The sequence below is a fragment of the Nocardiopsis prasina DSM 43845 genome, assembly GCF_000341265.1.
In the GTDB taxonomy this organism is placed as follows: Bacteria; Actinomycetota; Actinomycetes; order Streptosporangiales; family Streptosporangiaceae; genus Nocardiopsis; species Nocardiopsis prasina.
In genome coordinates, this window is the sequence record NZ_ANAE01000087.1 from 90,955 (window position 1) to 112,343 (window position 21,389).

Annotated in this window: 21 protein-coding genes; 12 read left to right on the forward strand and 9 right to left on the reverse strand. The window is 69.8% G+C overall.

Annotated features, from left to right (window positions below):
• Window positions 1-15 precede the first annotated feature (15 nt).
• The 4 genes from D452_RS0105720 to D452_RS0105735 all read left to right on the forward strand — a co-directional run bounded on the left by D452_RS0105720 (window position 16) and on the right by D452_RS0105735 (window position 4,821).
• Entirely contained in the window at window positions 16-783 is a 768-nt protein-coding gene (locus D452_RS0105720; RefSeq protein WP_017543189.1) for a HipA family kinase, read from the forward strand.
• A complete protein-coding gene (locus D452_RS0105725) occupies window positions 780-1,208 on the forward strand; it encodes a DUF3037 domain-containing protein (protein WP_017543190.1) in 429 nt (142 codons plus the stop codon). Before D452_RS0105720 ends, D452_RS0105725 begins: the two co-directional genes overlap by 4 nt.
• Before the next feature lie 210 nt (window positions 1,209-1,418).
• Window positions 1,419-2,675 (forward strand): multidrug effflux MFS transporter, encoded by a 1,257-nt coding sequence (locus tag D452_RS0105730; protein ID WP_017543191.1) that lies wholly within the window; start codon window positions 1,419-1,421, stop codon window positions 2,673-2,675.
• Window positions 2,676-2,817: 142 nt separating this feature from the next.
• The gene (locus D452_RS0105735; protein ID WP_017543192.1) at window positions 2,818-4,821 is read left to right on the forward strand and encodes an AMP-binding protein; all 2,004 of its coding nucleotides are present in this window, start codon (window positions 2,818-2,820) and stop codon (window positions 4,819-4,821) included.
• A 51-nt stretch (window positions 4,822-4,872) separates the two neighbouring features.
• On the opposite strand, the gene D452_RS0105740 is transcribed toward D452_RS0105735, so the two are convergent.
• The 3 genes from D452_RS0105740 to D452_RS0105750 all read right to left on the reverse strand — a co-directional run bounded on the left by D452_RS0105740 (window position 4,873) and on the right by D452_RS0105750 (window position 7,893).
• The gene (locus D452_RS0105740) at window positions 4,873-5,520 is read right to left on the reverse strand and encodes a LuxR C-terminal-related transcriptional regulator (protein WP_017543193.1); all 648 of its coding nucleotides are present in this window, start codon (window positions 5,518-5,520) and stop codon (window positions 4,873-4,875) included.
• Window positions 5,472-6,740, reverse strand: coding sequence for a sensor histidine kinase (locus tag D452_RS0105745; protein ID WP_017543194.1), 1,269 nt, complete (start codon window positions 6,738-6,740; stop codon window positions 5,472-5,474). Before D452_RS0105745 ends, D452_RS0105740 begins: the two co-directional genes overlap by 49 nt.
• Window positions 6,741-6,930: 190 nt before the next feature.
• Window positions 6,931-7,893 carry a hypothetical protein gene (locus tag D452_RS0105750; protein WP_017543195.1) on the reverse strand — a complete coding sequence of 321 codons (963 nt, stop codon included), beginning with the start codon at window positions 7,891-7,893 and terminating at the stop codon, window positions 6,931-6,933.
• Between the two features lie 248 nt (window positions 7,894-8,141).
• Between D452_RS0105750 and D452_RS0105755 the strand changes: the two genes are divergently transcribed.
• The 3 genes from D452_RS0105755 (at window position 8,142) to rnhA (ending at window position 10,095) form a co-directional block, all read left to right on the forward strand.
• Window positions 8,142-8,585 (forward strand): SMI1/KNR4 family protein, encoded by a 444-nt coding sequence (locus D452_RS0105755; protein ID WP_017543196.1) that lies wholly within the window; start codon window positions 8,142-8,144, stop codon window positions 8,583-8,585.
• A gap of 114 nt (window positions 8,586-8,699) precedes the next feature.
• On the forward strand, window positions 8,700-9,365 hold the full coding sequence (gene def, locus D452_RS0105760; protein WP_017543197.1) for a peptide deformylase: 666 nt from the start codon (window positions 8,700-8,702) through the stop codon (window positions 9,363-9,365).
• Window positions 9,366-9,621: 256 nt separating this feature from the next.
• Window positions 9,622-10,095: a ribonuclease HI gene (rnhA, locus tag D452_RS0105765; protein ID WP_017543198.1), complete on the forward strand. Its 474-nt coding sequence runs from the start codon at window positions 9,622-9,624 to the stop codon at window positions 10,093-10,095.
• 153 nt (window positions 10,096-10,248) lie between these two features.
• Here rnhA and soxR read toward each other — a convergent pair whose 3' ends face one another.
• Together soxR and D452_RS30660 are read right to left on the reverse strand one after the other, a co-directional pair.
• Window positions 10,249-10,713: a redox-sensitive transcriptional activator SoxR gene (gene soxR, locus D452_RS0105770; protein WP_017543199.1), complete on the reverse strand. Its 465-nt coding sequence runs from the start codon at window positions 10,711-10,713 to the stop codon at window positions 10,249-10,251.
• 9 nt (window positions 10,714-10,722) lie between these two features.
• Entirely contained in the window at window positions 10,723-11,406 is a 684-nt protein-coding gene (locus tag D452_RS30660) for a bacteriocin/lantibiotic ABC transporter (protein WP_026129001.1), read from the reverse strand.
• A 307-nt stretch (window positions 11,407-11,713) separates the two neighbouring features.
• Here D452_RS30660 and D452_RS0105780 point away from each other — a divergent pair, with 307 nt between their 5' ends.
• Window positions 11,714-12,697: a DUF2332 domain-containing protein gene (locus D452_RS0105780; RefSeq protein WP_026129002.1), complete on the forward strand. Its 984-nt coding sequence runs from the start codon at window positions 11,714-11,716 to the stop codon at window positions 12,695-12,697.
• Window positions 12,698-12,755: 58 nt separating this feature from the next.
• Here D452_RS0105780 and D452_RS0105785 read toward each other — a convergent pair whose 3' ends face one another.
• Window positions 12,756-13,739: an adenosine deaminase gene (locus tag D452_RS0105785; protein WP_017543201.1), complete on the reverse strand. Its 984-nt coding sequence runs from the start codon at window positions 13,737-13,739 to the stop codon at window positions 12,756-12,758.
• A gap of 197 nt (window positions 13,740-13,936) precedes the next feature.
• Between D452_RS0105785 and D452_RS0105790 the strand changes: the two genes are divergently transcribed.
• A complete protein-coding gene (locus tag D452_RS0105790) occupies window positions 13,937-15,100 on the forward strand; it encodes an aminotransferase class V-fold PLP-dependent enzyme (protein WP_017543202.1) in 1,164 nt (387 codons plus the stop codon).
• A gap of 52 nt (window positions 15,101-15,152) precedes the next feature.
• Here the strand turns inward: D452_RS0105790 and pip are convergent, their stop codons facing one another.
• Window positions 15,153-16,106 carry a prolyl aminopeptidase gene (gene pip / locus D452_RS0105795; RefSeq protein WP_017543203.1) on the reverse strand — a complete coding sequence of 318 codons (954 nt, stop codon included), beginning with the start codon at window positions 16,104-16,106 and terminating at the stop codon, window positions 15,153-15,155.
• Window positions 16,107-16,235: 129 nt separating this feature from the next.
• On the opposite strand from pip, the gene D452_RS0105800 reads away from it, so the two are divergent.
• Window positions 16,236-16,646, forward strand: a complete 411-nt coding sequence (locus D452_RS0105800) for a pyridoxamine 5'-phosphate oxidase family protein (protein WP_239646327.1) — start codon at window positions 16,236-16,238, stop codon at window positions 16,644-16,646.
• Window positions 16,647-16,710: 64 nt separating this feature from the next.
• Here D452_RS0105800 and D452_RS0105805 read toward each other — a convergent pair whose 3' ends face one another.
• A complete protein-coding gene (locus tag D452_RS0105805; protein ID WP_017543205.1) occupies window positions 16,711-17,733 on the reverse strand; it encodes an aminotransferase class V-fold PLP-dependent enzyme in 1,023 nt (340 codons plus the stop codon).
• A gap of 140 nt (window positions 17,734-17,873) precedes the next feature.
• Between D452_RS0105805 and D452_RS0105810 the strand changes: the two genes are divergently transcribed.
• The gene (locus tag D452_RS0105810; protein ID WP_086002843.1) at window positions 17,874-18,830 is read left to right on the forward strand and encodes an NAD(P)/FAD-dependent oxidoreductase; all 957 of its coding nucleotides are present in this window, start codon (window positions 17,874-17,876) and stop codon (window positions 18,828-18,830) included.
• A 73-nt stretch (window positions 18,831-18,903) separates the two neighbouring features.
• On the opposite strand, the gene D452_RS0105815 is transcribed toward D452_RS0105810, so the two are convergent.
• Entirely contained in the window at window positions 18,904-20,205 is a 1,302-nt protein-coding gene (locus tag D452_RS0105815; protein WP_017543207.1) for a purple acid phosphatase family protein, read from the reverse strand.
• A gap of 162 nt (window positions 20,206-20,367) precedes the next feature.
• Here D452_RS0105815 and D452_RS0105820 point away from each other — a divergent pair, with 162 nt between their 5' ends.
• The gene (locus D452_RS0105820) at window positions 20,368-21,336 is read left to right on the forward strand and encodes a phosphotransferase family protein (RefSeq protein WP_026129005.1); all 969 of its coding nucleotides are present in this window, start codon (window positions 20,368-20,370) and stop codon (window positions 21,334-21,336) included.
• Window positions 21,337-21,389: the final 53 nt, after the last annotated feature.

A 21,389-nucleotide genomic window follows, 5' to 3' on the forward strand; every position in this document is an offset into this window, starting at 1 on the left:
GTCGGTTCGGTGCCTATGCTGGCCAGCGTGCTGAAAAAGGTGATCGCGACGCGGTACGTGCTACCGCTGCGCGAAGGAGGTTCGCTCCCGGGGTTGGTCGAGGCCGACGACCTGGGAATGTACGTGGTCAAGTTCATCGGTGCCGGACAGGGGCGCAAGACGTTGGTGGCCGAGGTCATCACCGGGGAGCTGGGCCGGGCCCTGGGGCTTCCGGTCCCGGAACTGGCCGAGGTGGAGTTCGACGCGGTCATCGCCCGCGGTGAACCCGACCCCGAGGTCCAGGAGCTGCTCAAGGCCAGCGGCGGGCTGAACCTGGGGATGGACTTCCTCCCCGGTTCCCTGGGATTCGACCCGCTAACCTTCGAGGTGGACCCGGAGTTCGCCGGTCGGGTGCTGTGGTTCGACGCCCTGACCGGGAACGTGGACCGTTCCTGGCGCAACCCGAACATGCTGCTGTGGCACGGTCGGCCCTACCTGATCGACCACGGGGCGACGCTGATCTTCCACCACAGCTGGGCCAACGCCGACCGGTTCGTCGGGCGCGCCTACGACGCCTCCGACCACGTGCTGTCGGGGGCCGCCCCCGACCTCGCGGCGGCCGACGCCGCCCTGGCCCCGCTCGTGGACGAGGACCTGCTGCGCGGTGTGGTGCGTCTGGTGCCCGACGAATGGCTGGAGGGCGAGCCTGGGTTCGGCTCGCCGGAGGAAGTACGAGAGGCGTACGTGAAGCACCTGGTGGCCCGTGTGGCGGACCGTTCCTGGCTGCCGGAGGTGACCTCGTGAGCGAGCGCTACACCACGGTGACCACCGGACAGGTGGGTGTGGAACGTGAACGGGCGGTGTTCGAGTACGCGCTGCTGCGGGTGATCCCGCGTCTGGACCGCGGTGAGTGCGTGAACGCCGGGGTGATCGTCTACTCGCAGGAGCGGGCGTTCCTGGCGTCGCGATCGGACCTGGACGAGGCCCGGTTGCTGGCCGTGGACGCGGCGGTGGACGTCGTCGGCGTGCGGCGGGCACTGGAGGCTGTCGAGATGATGTGCCGGGGTGGTGCCGAGGCGGGGCTGGCCGGTCGTGAGAGGCCGGGGCAGCGGTTCCGGTGGCTGACCGCTCCCAGGAGCACCATCGTGCAGCCGGGGCCGATCCACGGCGGTCTGACGGAGGATCCGGAGGCTGAGGTGGAGAGGCTGCTGGACCGGCTGGTGCGGTGACGGGTGGCCGGTGGCGGGGGTGCAGATGACCGTAACGCCGGCGTAAGGGACATCACAGGCCTTCGGGTGGTTGGGTGGGGAGAGAAATCCTCCCCTTCGGTGTTGGTATGGAGTGGTCCATCCCTTTGGGCACGCTCCCAACCATCCCTGATCCGTCGCGGCTCCGGTACGCCGGTGTGCGGATCGGCCTGTCTGCGAACTGGAGTGCCTGTGCAGTCCCCATCGTCCCCCTCCATCTCCCCCGACCAGGGGGTCGCCCCCGAACCGACGCGGTCGCGCAAGTCGATCGCCCTGCTGGTGCTGGTCCTCGGTGTGCTCACCGCCACCGGCCCGCTGGCGACCGACATGTACCTTCCGGCCTTTCCCCAGATCACCCGGGAACTCGGGGCGACGGAGGGGCAGATCGGGCTGACCCTGACGGCGATCATGATCGGCATGGCCGTGGGGCAGCTGGTCATCGGGCCGATGAGCGACGCCTGGGGGAGACGCGGTCCGCTGCTGGTGGGTGTCGCGCTGTTCACGGTGACGTCGGTGCTGTGTGTGTTCGTACCGAACGTGGCGGTGTTCGTCGCGCTGCGCTTCCTCCAGGGCGTGGCGGGGGCGGCCGGTGCCGTGGTGGCCCGGGCCATCGTGCGCGACATGTTCCAGGGTGACGACGCGGTGCGGTTCTTCTCCCGGCTGGCGTTGGTGATGATGCTGGCCCCGTTGCTGGCTCCGCTGGTGGGTGCGCAGCTCTTGCTGGTGGGCCCGTGGCAGTTGAGTTTCTGGGTGCTGGCGGCGATGTCGGCGCTGAGCTTCGTGCTGGTGCTGCTGTGGCTGCCGGAGAGCCTGCCGCCGGAGGCCCGGCGGTCCCAGGGGCCGCGTGAGCTGGCCTCGACGGTGTGGGGATTGGTGCGCAACCCGCGGTTTGTGAGCCCCGTGCTGACTCTGGGGCTGAGCTTCGGAATGCTGTTCACCTACGTGTCGGCGTTCTCGTTCGTTTCGCAGAACGAGTTCGGGATCTCGCCGCAGACCTATGGGTGGTTGTTCGCGGTCAACGCGTTGGCGTCGATGGCGGGCACCCAGGGCAACGGTTTCCTGGTGGGTCGTGTGGACACGGCCCGGCGGTTGCTGATGGGTCTGCTGCTGGCCCTGGTGGCGGTGTTGAGCCTGTTGGTGGTGGCGCTGACCGGGCTGGCCGAGCTGTGGATGGTGTCGGGGCTGTTGGCTCTGATGATGTTCAGCGTCGGTTTCATCATGCCGAACGCGACGGTGACGGCTCTGGACGGGCAGCCCAAGGCGGTGGCCGGTACGGCCTCGGCGCTCATGGGTTCGATGCAGTTCGCTCTGGGTGGTTTGATCGCGGCCACGGCGGGGTTGACGCCTTCGGGTGAGGCCTCGTTGGTGAGCATGGCCGTGGTGATGGCTTCCGTGGCCGTGCTGTCGTTGCTGGCGTTCGTCTGGGCCGCGCGAGTGAAGGTCCGATGAGCCCAGGTCTCGGGTGATTTCGGGCCGGACGGCGAGGTTGCCGTTCGGTGGGGAAATGGGCACAGTAGGGCACAATTCCCCGACTGAGGCGGGTGGGGATCGTGTCGGGCCCGCCTACTGACGCGACAGAGGATGAGTGGGTATGGGCGAGACCCCCGGTTCGTTGGCTCGAGAACACTCCGGGTTGAGTGACCTGATCTACGAGGTGGCGACCACGGACGCCCACGCGCACGTGTTCTCCGTGTTGGAGGGTCGGGACTGGGAGCGTCGGACTGCCGGGGAGTTCGCCACCGAGGTGACGGCTCTGGCGAAGGGGCTGGTCGCGGCCGGTGTCGCCGAGGGTGACCGGGTGCTGTTGGTGGCCGACTCGCACCATGACTGGGTGCGTTTCGCGTTCGCCGTATGGTCGGTGCGGGCGGTGTTGGTGCCGCTGCCGAGGACGGCGTCAGCGGAGCGGGTGCAGCACGTGGTGCGTGAGACGCGTCCGGCGGCCGCGGTGGTCGAGGGGGAGCGCCAGTACCGGACGGCCGTGGGGTTGCAGCGTGAGCTGCCGGACCTGGGCCGGGTGTGGCGGTACGAGGAGGGCCTGCCGGTGGTGGCGGGTCTGGGGACGTACATGGACGCCTCGGCGGTGCGGTTCCGTCGTGACGAGGTGGTCGCCGACGATCCCGCGGTGGTGTTGTACCCGATGAGCACGGTCTCGCGGCGGACGCGGGGTGTGGTGCTGTCGCACGGGGCGCTGCTGACGGCGGCGGCTGACCTGGTTGACCGGATGTGGCCACGGTTGTCGGAGCTGGCTCCGGGCCGGGCGAGCGCGGTGCTGGACCTGCCGATGTCGGAGCTGCCGGGGTTGGCGTCGTTGGTGGCGTGCGTGGTGGGCCGGGTCCGGGTGGGTCTGGTGGCTCCGGGGCGGTTGCGGCGTGAGCTGGACCGGTTCCGGCCGACGGTGCTGGTGTGCCGACCGCACCTGTTCGAGCGGGTGCACGGTTCGGAGCGGGCGACGGCGCACTCCACGGACTGGGACTCGGTGGGGACGTTCAACGCGGCGATGGACGCGGCGGTGTCGTTCGACCAGTCACCGAAGAAGGGTGCCTGGCGTCGGTTGTCGCGGTCGATGTACGACTGGTCGTTCTCGAAGATCCGGGACATGCTGGGTGGCCGGGTGCATCTGGCGGTGTGCTGGGGCGGTGGGCTGACGGATCGGTTGGACAGCTACTTCAGCGGTGTGGGTGTGCCGGTGATGCAGGTGTTCGGTGTGCCTGAGACGGCGGGTGTGTTCGTGGCGAACGCGCCGGGTGAGCGGGTCGCGGGCTCGGTGGGTCAGGCGATGCCGGGGCGTGAGGTGTGGGTGTCGCGCGAGGGTGAGTTGTTCGTGCGCGGCGGTGCGGTGTTCCTGGGGTACTGGGCGGACGGTGAGGGTTCGCGGTCGGCGTTCCGGGAGGGCTGGTTGGCCACGGGGGTGTTGGCCGAGGAGGACGCTGAGGGGTTCGTCCGGGTGCGGGGGCGGGTGCGTCCGCAGGCGTCCGTGGCGGAGGTTCCGGGGCGGTTCGTGCCTCGGGCGAATGTGCTCGACGTGGTGGCCGAGCCGGAGACGGAGGTGGCTCCGGGGGTGGTGGCCACGGCGTCGCTGCCTGTGGTGGAGGCTCCGACGCGTGAGTTGGAGGTCGCTCCGGCGGTGGATGCCGGGGGGTCTCGGGGGGAGTTGTCGGGGACGGGTGAGTTCGCGGCGGTGGGTGACGGGTCGCGGGACGCCGACGTGGTGGCGGGTTTCGAGGCTCGGTTGCGGTCGCATCCGTTGATCAGTCAGGTGTTGGTGATCGTGGAGGGGCGGCCGTTCGCGAGTGCCCTGGTGACGCTGGTGCGTGATCAGTTGGAGTACTGGCGTCTGGTGAACGGTCGGCCGTTGTCGATGGCGCCGGAGGAGATCGCGGGGGACCGTGATCTGCTGCGGGAGGTGCAGGGGTTGGTGTACGAGGCCAACCGGAGTGTGCCGCGGCATCTGGCGGTGCGGTCGTTCCATGTGTTGGCCGAGGAGTTCACGGTGCAGTCGGGGTTGGTGCGTCCTTCGGGGGAGTTGCGGCGTGAGGCGGTGTTGCGTGCGTTCTCCGAGGAGATCGACGGGCTGTATCGGGTGCGTCGTGAGTAGTGGTTGAGGTGGGTGTGTGGCCGTGGTCCCGGTGGGGGCCGCGGCCTTTTTTCATTGGCCGTTGAGGTAGGCGAGGACGGCGAGGACGCGGCGGCTGTCGTCGCTGGAGGGGGGCAGGTCGAGTTTGGTGAAGATGTTGTTGATGTGTTTGCTGATGGCTTTTTCGGTGATGTAGAGGCGTCCGGCGATGGCGGAGTTGGAGCGGCCCTCGGCCATTTCGGCGAGGACCTCGCGTTCGCGGGGGGTGAGTTGGGCGAGGGGGCCGCTCTGGTCCTGGCGGGCGAGGAGTTGGGAGATGACGGCGGGATCCATCGCGGTGCCTCCGGCGGCGACGCGGCGGATGGCCTCGATGAACTGGTTGATGTCGAAGACGCGGTCCTTGAGGAGGTAGCCGACGCCTCCCGCGTCGTCGGAGAGGAGTTCGCGGGCGTAGAGCTGTTCGACGTGCTGGGAGAGGACGAGGATCGGCAGGCCGGGGATCTGGGTGCGGGCGCCGATGGCGGCCTGGAGGCCTTCGTCGGTGAAGGTGGGGGGTAGGCGGACGTCGACCACGGCGACGTCGGGTTTGTGGTCGATGAGGGCGGTGTGGAGGTCGGGTCCGTTATCGACGGCGGCGACGACGGTGAAGGTGTGGGCTTCGAGGAGTCGGATCAGGCCGTCGCGGAGGAGGGCAAGGTCTTCGGCGATGACAACGCGCATGGGATCTCCAGGGTGACGATGGTGGGGCCGCCGTGGGGGCTGGTGATGTTCATCGTGCCATCGAAGGAGTCGAGGCGTCGGGCGATGCCGGTGAGGCCGCTTTCGGGGGTGGGTTTGGCGCCTCCTTGTCCGTTGTCGGTGATGGTGGTGACGAGTCGTTGGCGGCCGTGGTTGATGTGGACCCAGGCGTGGGTGGCGTGGGCGTGTTTGGCGGTGTTGGTGAGGAGTTCGGCGATGGCGAAGTAGGCGGCGGATTCGACGGGGTCGGCGGGTCTGCCGTTGAGGTTGGTGGTGACGGTGATGGGGAGGTGGTGGGTGAGGGCGAGGGCGTGGACTGCTCCGTCGAGTCCGCGTTCCACGAGGACGGGTGGGTGGATGCCGCGGACGAGGTCGCGGAGTTCGGTGAGGGCTCTGCGGGTGGTTTCGCGGGCTTCGGCGAGCATGTGTTTGGCGTTGTGGGGGTTGGTGTCGACGATTTGTTCGGCCATGGCGAGGTTCATGCCGAGGGCGACGAGGCGGGCTTGGGCTCCGTCGTGGAGGTCGCGTTCGATGCGGCGGATTTCGGCGGCCTGGGTGTCGATGGTGTCGGCGCGGCTGGTGGCGAGGTGGGCGACGCGTGCGGTGAGTCGGGCTTTTTCGGAGGGGGCGAGGATGATGCGGGCGAGTTTGTGGTGGGCGCTGGTGGTGAGGGGGTGGAGGAAGTGGGCGAGGAGGAGGGTGAGTGCGGCGGGGATGAGTGCGAGGAGGGCTTCGGTGGGGGTGTGGGGGGTGATGAATCCGTAGAGGCCGGGGGTGTGGCGCCAGAGGATGAGGGCGTAGAGGGTTTGGTAGAGGGCGTGGGCGTAGAGGGTGTAGCTGAGGAGGGCGAGGAGGGTGAGGAGGGGGGCTGAGGCGAGCCAGAGGATGTCGCGCCAGGTGGCGGGGTCGGTGAGGATGACGCGGACGCGGGCGTGGACTCCGGTGGGGGGCATGGGGCGGTAGGTGGCGGGGACGGGTTGGTGGGGGTTGAGGTGGGTGAGGGTGGTGCGTTGTGCGTTGGCGATGGTGCGCAGGGTGGTGGCGGTGAGGATGGTGAAGGGGAGGCCGATCCAGATGAGGGTGAGGAGGGAGGAGGCGAGGACGAGTGGGGTGAGGAGGAAGGCGGCGGTGTTGTGGGAGACGAGGAGGAGTGTGTAGGCCAGGTGGGTGAGGGGCCCGGTTCTGGGGCTGGTGGTGGCCATGGTGGTGTCTCCGGTGGTGGGTGGTGGGCGCCTTCCGTTTCTATTCTGGGGGGTGGGTGTGGGTGGTCGCGGGGGTGGTGGCTCCCCTGTTGGGAGTGGGTGAGGCCCGGGTTCGTGTGAACCCGGGCCTTGGTGGTGGGTGGGGTGGTTTTGGGTGTGTTCGTGTGTGGTGGCGTGTTGTGGGTGTGGTTTAGGGCCAGCGCATGTCGGTGGCGGGGCCGAGGTGGGTGATGCGGGTGTTGGCGTGGGTGTCGAGGGCTTGTTTGAGTTGGGTCCAGGCCTGTTGGGGGGTGTTGTCGGTGTTGTTGCAGGTGCGCTGTTCGCAGGCGGTGTTCTGGGACATGGCGGCGGCGAAGCGGAGGGGGTCGCCGGTGTTGGTGTGGCCCCAGTTGCTGATGTTGGCCCACTGGCGGGCTTGGATGCCGTCGGTGCGGTAGATCTGGGGGATGGTGGCGACGGTGGGTTGGTTGCCGCCTGAGGCGAGGTGGACGTCCTTGAGGGTCCAGCCGTTGTTGCATGAGCCGTTGCCGGTGGAGGGGCAGCCGTCGGCTGAGTTGGCGGCGTAGAGGGGGGTTGTGGTGGCGTCGGTGTAGGCCTTGATCCAGTCGCGGGCCCAGGCGGGGGTGGACCAGGAGGGTTCGGCGTCGATGGCGGCGGTGAGGGTGACCTGGGGTGTGGTGGCTTTGCGGGCGTTGTCGACGAGGGTGGCCCACTGGCGTCCGGCGGTGGTGCCGTTGATGCCGCCGTCGTCCTTGTTGTTGATGCCCAGGGCGAGGTGGGTGGGGGTGTTGGTGGTGTCGCACTCGGCGTAGCCGCGGGCCCAGTGGTGGGCGTATTCGATGGCTTTGTCGGTGTGGGTGCGGGGTGTGGTGGTGCCTGCGCTGGTGCCGGGTTCGCGGAGTTGGTTGTTCTTCTCCTGGGTGCCGAAGAAGAGGACGCGGACGCCGGGGGTTTTGGTCTTGGCCTGGGTGCAGCCGGACTGGTGGGCGTGGTGGGTGGTGGCGTTGGTGAGGGGGACGTACTGGCTGGTGGTGTGGCCGGGGTAGGTGGTGGCCTGGCCTGGGTGTTCGGCCGCGTGTGCGGGGGTGGGCGCGTGGAGGGCGGCCGCGGTGAGGGCGAGGGCGGCGAGGAGCCGTGGTGTGGTGTGTTTCATGCCTTGCATTATGTGCTAATGGTGATGGTGTGTGCACGCAGAGTGACATCCATGGCGTTTATGGGCATTAGGGACATAGGGCGTGTGCGTGGATCTTCGGTGTGATGGGTGCGAGGGCTGACCCGCTGGTCCATGGGTGGGCGGCTATGGGGCTTGGGTGGTGTTTTGTGGTGGATGTGGGTGGGGATTCGGTTGATTTTCGGCGCAACTCGCCGACCACGATTTCCCGTGTCTTGCCACGACCTGTGATGATCGTGGGTGTGTGGCGTGAACTGATCCTGGAGATGTATCCCGAGGCCGATCTGAGCGATCCGGCCGACGAGGTGACCCTGGCCGAGGTCGAGAAGCACCTGATGCTGCCCCTGCCGTTCGAGTTGGCCTCCCTGCTGAGGGAGACCGACGGGGTGACCAACGAGTACGGGGACGCGGTGGTGTGGAGTGCCCGCCGACTGCTGGAGGACAACCTGGCCATGCGCCAGGAACCGGACTACCTGGAGCTGTACGCCCCCTTCGACGAGATGATCTTCTTCGGCGACTCCGACATGGGACCCCAGTTCGCCTACGTGCACACGGACTACGGTCCGGGCATCGTCGTGTGGGATCATGAGAGCGACCGCAGGCGGCTGGTGGTGGTGTCCTTGCGCGACTACCTGGCGCGGTGCTTCATTCAGGGCAACGCGTGGTTCCGTTAGGGGTCGGCGCCCAGGGGCATCGCGCACCGGCGTGACCTGTCGGTTCGTGCTATTTTTCGTGGTTGGCGGTGTTGTGGCCGCCCATCCCCTTGAGCCCGCCTTGAGAGAAGGACCATGTCGGAGCAGTCCATGCCCGTGCCCGTAACCGTTGTCCAGGGCCGGGAGGTGTCGGACTATCCCGATCTGGCCCCCGAGGCCGCCCGGGGCCGTGTCCTGAGGATCACGGTCACCGGTGAGGAGGTCCTGCACCGGCCCAACGCCGACGTCCCCGCCTCCATGCTGGGCGGTGCCGAGCTGGCTCGGCTGATCGACGACATGTTCGTCACGATGTACGCCGCCGAGGGCGTGGGGTTGGCGGGGAACCAGGTGGGAGTGGACCTGCGCCTGTTCGTCTACGACTGCCACGACGACGACGGGGTGCGGCACGTGGGGCACGTGGTCAACCCGGTCCTGGACGAGCGCGACCTCGACGACGCCGTGGTGGTGGAGAGCGAGGGGTGCCTGTCGGTGCCCGGGCCGCACGCGGACCTGGGGCGGGCCGAGCACGCCACGGTGCGCGGCCTGGACAGGGACGGCGGTGAGGTGGTGCTCAGTGGCAGCGGCTACTTCGCGCGGTGCCTGCAGCACGAGACCGACCACACCTACGGCAAGCTCTACGTCGACCGGCTCTCCGCGCGTGAGCGCAAGCGGGTGCTGAAGAAGATGAACGAGATGGCCGACAACGTGTTCGCCCGCCGGGAGGAGCGCGCCCGGGAGCTGGAGAGCGAACTGGCGGAGTAGAGCCTTTCTGAGCCTCGTGTGGGGGCGTACCGGGTGTGTCCCGGTGCGCCCCCATCGGCGTGTTCGGGGGCGGGCGACCCGGGGAGGGGGTCTACGGGTGGCCGGTCCTGTGTGGGGTCGGGGGCGCCTTTGATCAGGGTGGTCGTCCGCAATGGTTGGTTTGTGGGCTCCATTGGTGCTGATTGGCCCTGTAAGTGGCTCTTGTCATGGGGGTTGTGGCCTTTTCGTGACCGGCGAGGGCGGTAGATTGCCCCGCATGCACAACGGGGACGAGGTCGACCAGGAGTCGACGGAACGCGTGGTCATCTACACCGACGGGGCGTGCAGCGGCAACCCCGGCCCGGGGGGCTGGGGTGTGTGGCTGCGCTACGGAGCACACGAACGCGAGCTCTTCGGCAGCGAGGCGCAGACCACCAACAACCGCATGGAGCTCATGGCGGCGATCCAGGCACTGGAGAGCCTCAAACGCGACGTGCCGGTGCTGCTGCACACCGACTCCTCCTACGTCAGCAACGGCATCACCTCGTGGGTGCACGGGTGGAAGAAGCGCGGTTGGAAGACGGCCGACAAGAAGCCGGTGAAGAACGTGGACCTGTGGCAGCGCCTGGACGAGGTGGCCTCGCGCTACGAGGTGGAGTGGAAGTGGGTGCGCGGGCACAGCGGCGACGAGGGAAACGAACGCGCCGACGAGCTGGCCCGGCGCGGGCGTGACGAGGCCGCTGGTCTGTAGCGGGTGTGTGTGGCGGCGGTGCCCCTGGGGTGCCGCCGCTTCGTCGTGTGTGGGGTGGGGCGCTGCTTGTGCGCCTGATCGGGGGGCGTTGGTCGGGCCCGTTGGTGGGTGTCGCGGAGTGCGACGCCGTGTCCCGGTCGGTGTTGGGGTGGTTTAGTCCTCGCCTTTGAAGGAGTCGACCATGAGGCGGCGGGGGCCGGGGCCGGTGGAGGCGAGTTCGTCGTCGGGGTTGGAGAGCACGCAGGTGTCCAGGGACAGGCAGCCGCAGCCGATGCATCCGGTGAGGTCGTCGCGCAGGCGGATGAGCTGGGTGATGCGTGCGTCGAGTTCGTCGCGCCACTGTGCGGAGACCGCGGCCCAGTCGGAGCGGGTGGGGGTGCGGTTCTCGGGGAGTTGGTCCAGGGCGTCGCGGATGCGTGCCAGGGGGATGCCCACGCGTTGGGAGATGCGGATGAAGGAGACGCGGCGGAGGGTGTCGCGGCGGTAGCGGCGTTGGTTGCCGGTGGTGCGGCGGCTGTGGATGAGGCCCTGGCGTTCGTAGAAGTGCAGGGCGGAGACGGCGACTCCGGCGCGTTCGGCTACCTGGCCGACGGTGAGTTCCTTGGTGATGGGTGGCACGGGGTCAGTTTAGGTGGGGGTGCTCTGGAGTGCGTACAGGCGTGCGTAGGTGCTGCCGCGGAGGAGGAGTTGGTGGTGGGTGCCGGTTTCTGTGGTGTGTCCGTGGTGGAGGAGGTGGATGCGGTCGGCGGTGCGGGCGAGTGAGGGGTGGTTGGTGAGGGTGAGGTGGGCGGTGGTGGGTGTGGGGCGGGGTGTGGGGGTGGTGGGTTGGTTGATGAGGAGGAGGCGGGCGCCGGTGTGGTGGGCGTAGAGGGTGCGGGCGTGGTGGATGTGGGTGGTGAGGGTGGGGTCGAGGTCGGCGGTGGGGGTGTTGAGGTGGCGGGGGTCGAGGTGGGTGGTGGTGAGGGCGTGGGTGAGGTGGGGGTCGTGGGGGTTGGGGTGGGTGTGGCCGGTGATGGTTTGGGCGAGGGTGGCGTTGGGGTGGGTGGTGTGTAGGGGTGTGTGGGTGGTGATGTGTCCGGTGGTGGGGGTGGTGTGGTGGTGGAGGAGGTGGGTGAGGGCGCGGGTGGCGGTGGGGGTGAGGCCGATGAGGGCGATGTGTTGGCCGGGGTTGATGGTGAGGTCGAGGTGGTGGAGGAGGGGGTGGGGTTCGGTGGGGTGGGTGAGGGACACGTCGTGGAGGGTGAGCAGGGGTGTTGCGGTGGGGGTGTGGTGGGTGGTGTGCCGTAGGTGGTGGCGGGTGGAGAGCCTCACGGGTGTCCGTTCCTGTGGGTGGTTGTCTCCTGCCTGGGATCGTCCCGGGCGTGTGAGAGTTCTCGTTATGTGTTCGTGTCCTTGGTCTCGTTGTTCAGCGTAGGGGCGGGTGGGTGAGGGGGACATCAGCTTGGTGGGGTTTTTGTGGGACTTGGGGTGTCCTTCGGTTGGTGTGGTGGGGTGTGTGGTCGTGTGACGGTGTCTCCGGGAGTGTGGGGGACCGTGGGGAGGGGGCGGTCCGCGGGGGTCCGCACCGGAGGCGGTAGGTTGCCGCGCACCTGGTGTCTTCGTGGAGGAGGGTGCGACGGTGAGTGCTGACACGGCGGCCGAGCGCGAGCGCGCACGGGTCGCCGACCGGTACCGGTGGTTGGCGACCAGCTACGCGCGTGGGGGTTCGCCCGACTACGAGCGCATCGCCCTGGGGGTGGCCGGGGACGCGCGGACGCAGGACCTGGTGCTGACCCTGCCGGAGGGGAACAAACGCCAACCCAACCTGCTGCTGGGGGCGGTGCGCTACCTGGGTGGGCCGACCGGGACCTGGGAGGGGTTCCGGGACTGGGTGGCCGAACACTGGGACCGGGTGCGCGGTGTGGTGATGGCGCGCATGACCCAGACCAACGAGGTGCGCCGGTGCGCGACGCTGTTGCCGGTCCTGGCGCGGCTGGAGGGTCCGCTGGCACTGGTGGAGGTGGGGGCCTCGGCGGGGTTGTGTCTGTACCCGGACCGGTACCGGTACTCCTACGACGGGGGCGTACCCCTGGGCCCGCGGGAGAGTCCGGTGCTGCTGGAGTGCCGCACCAGTGGTGGCGTGCCCCTGCCCGGGCGGGTGCCGGACGTGGTGTGGCGGGCGGGGCTGGACCTGAACCCGTTGGACGCCGGTGACGAGGGCGACGTGCGCTGGCTGGAGTCGCTGGTCTGGCCCGGGGAGCACCGGCGCGAGCGGGTGGAGCGGTTGCGTGCGGCGGCGTCGGTGGTGGCGGCCGATCCGCCGGTGATGGTGGCGGGGGACCTGGTGGAGGCCCTGCCGGAGCTGGCGGCGCGGGCGCCCGAGGGGGCGACGTTGGTGGTGTTGCACAGTGCGGTGGCGGCCTACCTGTCCGAGGGTGGGCGCGCGGATCTGGAGCGGCTGATGGGCGGGTTGCCGGGGCACTGGGTGTCCAACGAGGGGTGGCGGGTCTTCCCGGAGTGGGAGGGGGCTCGGCCGCCGGTGGGGAACGACTTCACGTTGGCGGTGGACGGTCGGGTGGTGGCCTACACGGGGGAGCACGGTCAGTCGTTGGCCTGGCGGTGATCGGTCGAACGTCGAAGGGGCCTCGCGTGTGCGCGGGGCCCCTTCGAGGTTGTGTGGGTCAGAAGGTGTAGGCGTCGACTTCGGCGAGCAGGGCCTGGCGGCGTTCCTCGGGCAGGAAGGAGGCGGTGAAGGAGTTGCGGGCCAGGGTGCGCAGGTGGTCGTGGTCCAGGCCCAGATGTTCTTGGAGGCCGAGGTAGTTGTCGTGGACGTAGCCGCCGAAGTAGGAGGGGTCGTCGGAGTTGACGGTGACGAGCAGGCCGGCGTCCATGAGGGCGGGCAGGGGGTGGTCGGCGAGGGTGTCGACGGCGCGCAGGCGCACGTTGGAGAAGGGGCAGACGGTGAGGGGGGTCTGGGTGGTGGCCAGGTGGGTGACCAGGGCGGGGTCGTCCAGGCAGCGGATGCCGTGGTCGATGCGTTCGGCGCCCAGGAGGTTGAGGGCCTGCCAGATGTAGTCGGCGGGGCCTTCCTCTCCGGCGTGGGCGACGCGGCGCAGTCCGAGGTCGGCGGCGGCTTGGAAAACGTCGGTGAACTTCTCGGGTGGGTTGCCGATCTCGGCGGAGTCCAGGCCGACGGCGCTGATGTGGTGCAGGTGGGGGCGGGCGGCGTTGAGGGTGTCCATGGCTTCGCTGGCGGGGCGGTCGCGCAGGAAGCACAGGATGAGGGTGGTGGAGATGTTGTGGCGTTCGAGGCTGGTGTCCAGGGCGGCGGCCAGGCCGTTGATGACGGTGTCCAGGGGGATGCCGCGGTTGGTGTGGGCCTGGGGGTCGAAGAAGATCTCGGCGTGGCGGACGCCCTGGGTGGCGGCGCGGGTGAGGTAGGCCTCGGCGAGGTCGCGGAAGTCGGCTTCGGTGCGCAGGACGTCCATGAGTGCGTAGTAGAGGTTCAGGAAGGACTGGAGGTCGGTGAAGGAGTAGGCGTCGCGCAGTGCCTGGATGTCGGTGTGGGGCAGGGTGATGCCGTTGCGGTCGGCGAGGTGGAAGGCGAGTTCGGGCTCCAGGGTGCCTTCGATGTGGAGGTGGAGTTCGGCTTTGGGGATGGCCATGGCAGCCGGGGGCCCTTTCTTCGGGGTGGTGTGGGTTGTTGGCCATTGTGGCTGATGGCGGGGGGTGGGTTGGTCTGTGGTGGGTGGGCGGCGGGGGCGGTGTGGGCCACATCTGGTCAGGTGCGGGGGTGGTGGGTGCGGTGCGGGTGGGGCAGGGTTCGGGGGTGGGTGTTGGCGGACGTGAGGAGTGGTGCTTGGTGGACGTCGCGGAGTTGCGGGCGCAGACGCCGGGGTGTGCGGGGTTGGTGTTCCTGGACAACGCGGGGTCGGCGTTGGTGCCGTCCCCGGTGCACGAGGCGGTGGTGGCTCATCTGGAGTTGGAGGCTCGGGTGGGCGGGTACGAGGCGCGGGATGTGGCCGCTGAGTCGGTGGAGGGTTCCACGCGGGAGGTGGCGGCGTTGATCGGGGCGTCGCCGGAGGAGGTGGTGTTCTTCGAGGGGGCGTCGCAGGCGTGGTCGATGGCGGTGGGGGCGGTGGTGTTGGAGCCGGGGCAGCGGGTGCTGACTACGACCAGTGAGTACTCCGGTAACGGGGTGGGGTTGTTGCGGTTGGCGGCGTTGCGTGGGGTGCGGGTGGAGGTGGTGCCCGATGACGCCGACGGGGTGGTGGATGTGGCGGTGTTGGAGGAGGAGTTGGGGCGCGGGGATGTGGGGTTGGTGGCGATCAACCACATGCCCACGCACAGCGGGTTGGTGAATCCGGCTGAGGTGGTGGGGGCGTTGTGCGGGCGGTTCGGGGTGACCTATCTGTTGGACGCCTGCCAGTCGGTGGGGCAGTGGGAGGTGGACGTGGAGCGGATCGGGTGTGACCTGCTCTCGGGGACCGGCCGTAAGTTCCTGCGGGCGCCTCGGGGGACGGGGTTCTTGTACGTGCGTGCGGGGACGCGGCTGGGGGAGCCGTTGGCGGTGAACCACGTCGGTGGGCGGTGGAGTGGTCCGGAGGAGTACCGGGTGTTGCCCGGCGCGGCGGGGTTCGAGGTGTTCGAACACGCGGTGGCGGCGCAGGTCGGGTTGGGGGTGGCCGCCTCCTACGCGCGGCGGGTGGGGATGGGGTGGGCGCGGGAGCGCATCGGTGGGTTGGCGGGGTGGTTGCGGTCGGCGTTGGTGGGGGTGCCGGGGGTGGTGGTGCATGACCGGGGGCGGGAGTTGTCGGGGATCGTGACGTTCTCGGTGGCCGGGCGTGAGGCCGAGTGGGTGGTGGGGGCGTTGCGGGAGCGGGGGGTGCGCGCGAATGTGGCGCGGCCCTTTGATCAGCGGTGGTCTCCGGGCCCGGGGCACGCGGTGGTGCGGGCGTCGGTGCACTACTACAACTCGGAGGAGGAGTTGGAGCGCACGGTGGGGTTGGTGCGGGAGTTGGCGTAGGGCCTGAGAGGGGGGACCGGTGGGGGCCGGTCCCCCCTTTGTTGCCTGTGGGTCAGTCCAGGTGGGCGTAGCGGTCGGTGGCGGCGACCACGGCCGCGCCGATGCCCAGGGTGCCCGAGGTGTGGGCGGCGTCGTCGACGATGACGAGTTCGGCGGCGGGCCAGCGTTGGGCGAGGTCGTGGGCGGTGTCGGCGGGGCCGCTGATGTCGAGGCGGCCGTTGATGAGGGTGGCGGGGATGTGGGTGACGCGGTCGAGGTCGTCCATGAGTTGGTTGGGGGCGAGGAAGCAGTCGTTGGCCCAGTAGTGGGTGACGGCGCGGGCGAAGGTGAGCCGGAAGGCGGGGTCGGCGTAGCGGGGGTTGGGGGTGAATCCGGGGACGGTGGCCACGTGGGTGTCCTCCCATGCGCACCAGGCCTGGGCGGCGTCGTGGCGGACCTGGGGGTCGGGGTCGGCGAGGAGGTGGGCGTAGGCGGCGGGCAGGGCGCGGGGGTCGGCGTCGGGTCCGGCGGCGGCGCGGAAGCGTTCCCATTGTTCGGGGAAGACGCGGCGCATGTCGTGGGTGATCCAGGTGATCTCTGCGCGGGTGCCGGTGGTGACGGCGAACAGGGTGAGGGAGATGACGTGGTCGGGGTGGGCTTGGGCGTAGGCCAGGCCGAGGCAGGATCCCCAGGAGGCGCCCAGGACGTGCCAGCGGGTGATGCCGAGGTGGGTGCGTAGGGCGTCGAAGTCGTCGATGAGGTGGGGGGTGGTGTTGGTGGTGAGGTCGGCGGTGGGGTGGGCGATGTCGGGGGTGCTGTGGCCGGTGCCGCGTTGGTCGAGCAGGATCATGCGGTAGTGGTCGGGGTTGGTGAGGGCGGACCAGTGGGGGTGGGAGCCGGAGCCGGGGCCGCCGTGGACGGCGAGGAGGGGTGTGCCGTGGGGGTTGCCGCATTCCTGCCAGAAGAGGCGGTGGCCGTCGGGTCGGGTGAGGTGGCCGCTGGTGTGGGGGGTGGTGGCGGTGTACATGGGGGGTCTCTTTCGTGTGGGTTGGTGTGGGCGGTGGTGGTGGGGCTGGGAGGGTGGGGGGAGTTGTTCGAGCGTGGAGGGGGTCCTGTGGTGGGAGAGCCAGGTGTGCGTGGGGTGGAGGGGGAGTCCGTGCTGGAGGAGACGGATCCGTTCCTGGTGTTCTGGGGTGAGCGGCGTCTGTGCACGTTGGCGTCGCCGCGTCCGGACGGGAGTCTGCACCAGGTGCCGGTGGGGGTGACCTATGACCCGGAGCGGCACGTGGCGCGGGTGATCTCCGCGGGGTCGAGTTTCAAGGTGCGCAACCTTGAGGCGAGGCCGGGGGCGCGGGTGTCGGTGTGTCAGGTGGAGGGGCGCCTGTGGTCGACGTTGGAGGGTGAGGCGTGGGTGAGTCGTGATCCGGAGGCGGTGGCTGAGGCGGTGCGCCGGTACGCGTTGCGGTATCGGGAGCCGCGTGAGAATCCGGATCGGGCGGTGATCGAGATCGTGGTGACGCGGGTGATGGGGAACGTGCGGCCCGAGCGTTCGGGGATCGTTCCCTGAGGGTGGGTGTGGGGGCTGGTGTGCTGGGTGGGCGCGCCGGTCCCCTTTTTTGTGTGTGTGGGGGTCAGGTGGTGAGGGTCTTGGCGGCGAGGTCGGCGTCGGCTTCGGTGTTGTACAGGTGGAAGGCCAGGCGGGTGTGGCCGTCGCGTTCGGTGGCCATGATGCCGGCTTGGCGCAGGGTGGTCAGGGCGTCGGGGTGGTTGACGGTGGTGATGGCGGAGTGGGCGGGGGGTTGGTCGAGGTGGGCGCGGAAGCGGTCGGCGAGGCGGGTGTTGTGGGTGTGGATGTGGTTGGTGCCGTGGTGGAGGAGGGTGTCCAGGGCGGGTGCGGCGGCGACGGCGGCGAGCCAGTTGGGGGAGAGGTCGAAGGCGCGGGCGGTGGGGTCGGGGGTGAAGTGGTCGCGGTAGAAGGCGGTGGTGGGGTCGGCGTCGGCGAGGGGTCCGGCGTTGGTGGGGCGTAGTTGGGTGCGTAGGTGGGGGGAGAGGTAGGCCATGGCCAGGCCTCGGGGTGCCATGAGCCATTTGTAGGCGGAGCAGACGAGGGCGTCGAAGCGGGTGGCGTCGAGGGGGAGCCAGCCTGCTGCTTGGGTGGCGTCGGCCAGGACGAGGGTGTGGTGGGTGCGGGCGGCGGTGAGGATGTCGTCGGTGGGGGCGAGGGCGCCGTTGGAGGATTGGACGGGGCTGTAGGCGACGAGGTGTGTGGTGGGGATGATGTGGTCGGCCAGGGCGTGCAGGGGTGCGGTGTGCACGGTGATGCCTCGGTCGGCCTGGGCGTGGAAGGGGAAGGTGGTGGAGGTGAATTCGCCTTCGGGGAGGAGGATGTGGGCGCCGTCGGGGAGGGAGGCGGCGATGGTGCCGACGAGTTGGGCGGTGCTGGCGCCCAGGGTGATGTCGTCGGTGGGGGCGTTGAGGAGTTGGGCGAAGCGGGTGCGGGTGGTTTCGGTGGCCTGGTTCCAGTGGTGGGGGTTGGCGGTGGCGGTGTGCCAGGCGTGGGTGGCGTGGGTGAGGGCCTGGTGTGCGGTGGTGGGTGGGATGCCGTACTGGGCGGTGTTGAGCCAGACGGTGTCGGTGTTCCACAGGCTGTCCATGGGTGGGGAGCCTAGGGCATGGTGGGTGGGGTTGCGTGGTGGGGGCGGTTTCCACCTGGTGTTTTGCTGTTCTGGCAAGGTTTGTTGTCGGGTGGTGGGGTGGGGGTGAGTATGGGGGCACGAACTCAGGGAGGTCTGTGATGAACGCACCCGTGCACGATGTGGATGTCGTGGTGGTCGGTGGTGGTGTGGCTGGTTTGGCGGGCGCTTTGGTGCTGGCTCGGGCGCGCCGGTCGGTGTTGGTGGTGGACGAGGGGCGTCCGCGTAACGCCCCTGCTGAGGGGGTGCACGGACTGCTGGGGTCGGAGGGGGTCGCCCCGGGGGAGCTGTTGGAGCGCGGCCGCGCGGAGGTGGCTTCCTACGGGGGTGTGGTCGCCTCGGGGCGGGTGGTGTCGGTGGAGCGGGCCGGGTCGGGGTTTCGGGTCGGGTGTGAGGACGGTTCGGTGGTCGTGGCCCGGCGGTTGCTGGTGACCACGGGGTTGGTGGACGAGCTGCCCGACATCGCGGGGTTGGCCGAGCACTGGGGTTCGGGGGTGCTGCACTGCCCGTACTGCCACGGGTGGGAGGTGCGTGATGAGCCGGTGGCGGTGGTGGCCGACGGTCCGGTGGCGGTGCACGCGGGACTGTTGTGGCGGCAGTGGACCGATCGGGTGACGGTGTTCGCCGACCCTGACCGGGACATGGGCCCGCAGGGGCGGGAGAAGCTGCTGGCACGCGGGGTGACCGTGGTCGACACCCCGGTCCGGGCGGTGGAGTCCGACGACCGGGGGGTGAGCGGGGTGCGCACTCGCGACGGCGCGGTGGTCGCGGTGCGTGCGGTGGTGGTGCCCACGTTCATGCGTGCGCGTGCGGGGCTGCTGACCGATCTGGGGGTGGCGGTGAGCGAGCAGCGGATGGGTGAGCACGTCATGGGCACCCACGTGGAGGTGGACGCGATGGGTGCGACCTCGGTGCCGGGGGTGTGGGCGGCGGGCAACGTCACCTCGCTGAGTGAGCAGGTGATCGGGTCGGCCGCGGCGGGTAACCGGGCGGGGGCGGCGATCAACGCCGACCTGGTCATGGCCGAGGCCCAGTCGGCTCTGGACCGGGCCCACTAGGCACCCCGAAGACGGGGCGGGGCGCCCGAGCCGCCCGCACGCGGCTTCGGGCGCCCCCAGGGGGAGGGTCCGGTCAGGACGTGGTGGTCACGCGTTTGCCCTGGTCGTCCTTGACGATGGTGAAGGAGTCCACGACCCGGCCGTCGGCGGTGCGCGCGACGTACTCCAGGGTGGGGCCGTCCACCTCCACGGTCTGGAAGGTCTGGGTGTCGGTGAGCTGGACGCGGGCCTCGGCGCCGTTCGCGGTCCAGTTGTCGTCCCGGGCGTCGTACATCTTGGGTCCGGTGACCGTGACCGCGTACACCGGGCCGGTGTGGGTGCGGGGGTCCTCGGTGCGGTTCGCGGTCAGGTTGCCGCGGCTGTAGGAGTGGTCGTGGCCCTGGAGGACCAGGTCCACGTCGTGCTTCTCCAGGGTCGGGAGCCAGGACTGGCGCAGGGGGGCGTTGTCGCGGCCGGGGCTGTTGGAGAAGACCGGGTGGTGGAAGGTGACCACGGTCCACGGGTGGGGGTTGTCGTCCAGGACCTGGTCGAGCCACTCCTGCTGGGTGTCCAGCCACGCGCCGGGGCGCAGTGGGGTGGTGTTGCGGTAGTTGGAGTTCAGGACCACGAACCGGACGCCCTGGTAGTCGGTGTGGTAGACGGTCTCGTTCAGGTCGGCGCCCTGGGTGGGGCCGTTGCCCGCGCCGGGGAACTGCGGGGTCCAGTGGTCGCTGAGGTTGCTGCCGGAGTACTCGTGGTTGCCGGGTGCGGTCACGTGGTTGATGCCGCCGGTGGTCCGGGTGCCGAAGGCGTTGTACCACTCTCCCCACTGGGAGTCGCTGTTGGCGTGGTCGATCAGGTCTCCGGCGTGCACGGCGAGTTCGGCGTCGGGTGCGGCGGCCAGGGCGGCGCGTACCACCGGGGCGGCGCCCGAGGTGATGTCGTTCTGGATGTCGCCGAAGTACAGGAAGCTGAAGGGGTCGGCGTCCTGGGAGGCGGTGGTGAAGGTGTGCCAGTCGCCGACGGTGCGGTCGCCGTCGCCCACCCGGTAGCGGTAGGTGGTGTCGGGGGTCAGGCCGGTGGCGGTGGCGGCGTAGTGGGTGGCGCCCGCGTGGCCGCTGACGTGCCCTGGGACGGGGGTGACCTGGTCGGGGTCGGTGCTGGGGGCGATCTCCAGGACGGCGTCGGGGCCGTGGTCGGCGCGCCAGGTCACGGTCTGGGAGGTGGCGGGGTCGGCGGTGGGGGACAGGGTGAGGCGTTCGGGGGCCTGCTGGGCGGCGGCGGTGACGGGCAGGGCCACGACGGGGGTCAGGGTCAGGGCGCTGGCGCCGAGCAGGGCCAGGGCGTGGCGGATGCGCAGCGGGCGGCGTGTGGCCGAGCGGGGGGAGGCGGTCATCAGGGGGTCGCCTTCGTGTGGGGGCGGGACGCTGGTGAGGCTAGCCAAGGGCGTGTAACGGAGTGTGAACGCGGGGGGACGGTGAGCCTGCCTGGGGTCGACGAAGGGGCGGGAGTCTAGGCTGATGTGGTTGTGGCCCCCCACCCCCCTTTGAGGTGTTCGATGCGTGCCTTCTCTCCCACAGCCCCCTTGAAGGAACTGGCCCGTCGCGCCCTGGGAGGTCGGGGCCGTGTCGTGGGCGTGGAGCGGTTGCGCGGCGGCACGAAGAAGGGCGTGTACCGGTTGGTGCTGGCCGATGACTCCAGTGTCGTCGCCTACGTGTGGAGTGGCGCGGAGAACTACTGGCCGGAGCCGCACACCGGGGAGGGGCCCTTCGCGCACGCTGACGGCCTGGACCTGTTCGTGGGTGCCACCGAGGCGTTGGCGTCGGTGGGGGTGCGTACCCCGCGTGTGTTGTGGGTGGAGCGCGACCACCGGGAGTTGGGCGCGGACGTGGCTCTGGTGGAGGACGTGGGTGGCCCCACGCTGGAGGAGCACATGGCCCACGGTGATCCCGCCTTCGTGCGGGGGGTGCTGGGCCGGTTGGGTGAGGCGTTGGCGGCGATGGGCACCCGTTCGGAGGCGGGGGTGGGAAAGGTGTCGCGGCCGCTGGTGCGGGATCGTTCGTGTGCGGAGCTGGTGGTGGAGCACGCGTTGGTGGATCTGGACGAGGGGGCGCGGCGCAGGCCGGAGTTGGCGGAGGTCTCCTCCCGGGTGCGGGTGCGGTTGGACGAGTTGTTCGAACGGGTGGGGCCCAGGTTCGAACACGGGTTGGTGCACAGCGAACTGGGGCCCGACCACGTGTTGGTGGACCCGGCGGGGGAGCCGGTGCTGATCGACGTCGAGGGGTTGATGTTCTTCGACGTCGAGTGGGAGCACGTGTTCCTGCGGTTCCGGTTCGGTGACCTGTACCGGTACCTGGAGCGGCCGGGGTTGGACCCGGCGCGCACGGAGTTGTACACGTGGGCCGAGCACCTGTCGTTGGTGGCAGGGCCGTTGCGGTTGTTGGACGGGGACTATCCTGACCGGGCTGAGATGTTGGGCATCGTGGAGTACCACCTGGGGCGGGTGGTGGCGCTGGCTCGGGAGTGAGGGCGAGCGTCACTGCCGGGTGGTGATCCCGCCCTGGTCCAGGACGCCCGTGC